General features: G+C 78.1%; 2 protein-coding genes. Both read left to right on the top strand.

Annotation, left to right across the window (positions count from 1 at the left end; genetic code table 11):
- A partial coding sequence (locus HCN52_RS24325; RefSeq protein ID WP_512700796.1) for a restriction endonuclease subunit S domain-containing protein occupies positions 1 to 951 on the top strand: 951 nt, incomplete at its 5' end.
- Between the two features lie 64 nt (positions 952 to 1,015).
- Positions 1,016 to 1,595: hypothetical protein (locus tag HCN52_RS24320; RefSeq protein WP_168090571.1), on the top strand; the 580-nt coding region annotated here is incomplete at its 3' end.

Here is a 1,595-nt window from a genome sequence, read left to right as displayed (position 1 = left end):
GTCGTCGCCCTTCCCGCCGGCGTCGCACCGCCCCACGGCCTGCCGCTGCATCTGTGGGTGCTGACCCGGCCGGACGCCGAGGCCGCCCCCGCGCCGCTGGTCCTGCTCGTCGACACCGTCGCCGAGTACGCCGCCGACGACCGCGGCGGGCTCGACTGGCCCGGGCTGCGCGGCGCCGTCGCCGACGCCTGGCGGGCGTTCGCCGAGCCGAGCGGGTTCACCGAGATCCCCGGGCTGCGCCGGGCCGTCCCCGCCATCGACCTGCTGGACGAGGAGACCGACCTCACCCCCGCCCGCCATCTGCGGCCCGCCGTGCCCGGCGGCCAGGCGCTGACCCGCCTCGAACGCGAGCTGCGGGACACCCTCGGCCGGTCGACCAGCCTGCTGCCGCCGCTGGGCCGGGACCCGGCGCCGCCGCCCGCCACCGCCCCGCGCACCCCCCAGCAGGGCAACCCCGGCGCCGCGCACTGGGCCACCGTCACCGTCGGGGAGCTGGCGCGGGCCGGTGCCGTCGAGCTGCACACCGCGCACGGCACCGGCGCCGAACTGCCCGCCGCCCTCCCCGGGGACGTCTTCGTCCCGCTGCTCTCGCCGGGGGTCGCCGGGCCGCCGCGGGTCGTCACCACCGCCGGCTGCCGCCCCCGCGTCGAGGGCCGGGCGGCGCTGCTGCGGCCCGACCCGCTCGCCCTCGACCCGTGGTTCCTCGCCGGGTTCCTGCGCGGCAGCGGCAACACCCGCCAGGCCAGCAGCTACGCCTCCCGCGCCACCCGCGTCGACATCCGGCGGCTGAAGGTCCCCCGGATTCCCTTGGAGGAGCAGCGCCGCTACGGCGAGCGGTTCCGTGACCTCGCGGCCTTCGAGGTCGCGCTGGAGCACGCCGCGACGCTGGGCAGGCAGTTCGTGCAGGGCACCGTGGACGGCCTGGCGGACGGCACCCTTCCGCCGGTGTGAACCGATATCCTGAGCGCTCGTACAGGTCTTGCGGCGATGTTGTGCGCGTCCGAGGGGGGAAGCCATGAGGCGTTCGCGAGCCCTGGCCGTGATGGTCCGGGTGCTCTTCGCGACGGTCCCGGTGTGGTCGCTGGGGCTGCTCGGCTGGGTACCGGCGCTGCGGATCGCGATCGTCCGCCGACGGCCGGTCGATCGAGCGTTCGCTGCCGCGGCCGTCGTGCTCACCATCGCCTACGTCGCCGTGATCGGCTCCACGCCGGAGGAGACCGGCGACTGGTCGGTCGCGCAGAACGCCGCCTTCGGCCTGCTTCTGCTGGCCCTGGTGCCCGGCGCCGTGGTCCATGCCTGCGTCGCGGACCTCCCGCTGCCGCCGTCCCGCGGCCACCACCCGCAGGCGGTGCCCGCGGGCTACGGCTACCCCGCGCCCGGCCACCACCCGTACCCGGGCCAGGCGTACGGCGCCCCGGGGCCGGCCCCCGCCGCACCGGGCGGCTGGGCGCCGCCCCACGGGTACGGCGGCTGGGGCACCGCTCCGACTCCGTCGTACGCCCCGCCGGCGGAGGCCCCCGCGTACCACCGCCCGGCCGAGCCGCACCCTTCCGGCACGCACGGCCCCACCCCGGGGGTGCCGCCCACCGCCGATC

Source organism: Streptomyces bohaiensis (genome assembly GCF_012033785.1).
Taxonomy (GTDB): domain Bacteria; phylum Actinomycetota; class Actinomycetes; order Streptomycetales; family Streptomycetaceae; genus Streptomyces; species Streptomyces bohaiensis.
This window is presented reverse-complemented; position numbering and strand designations above follow the sequence as displayed.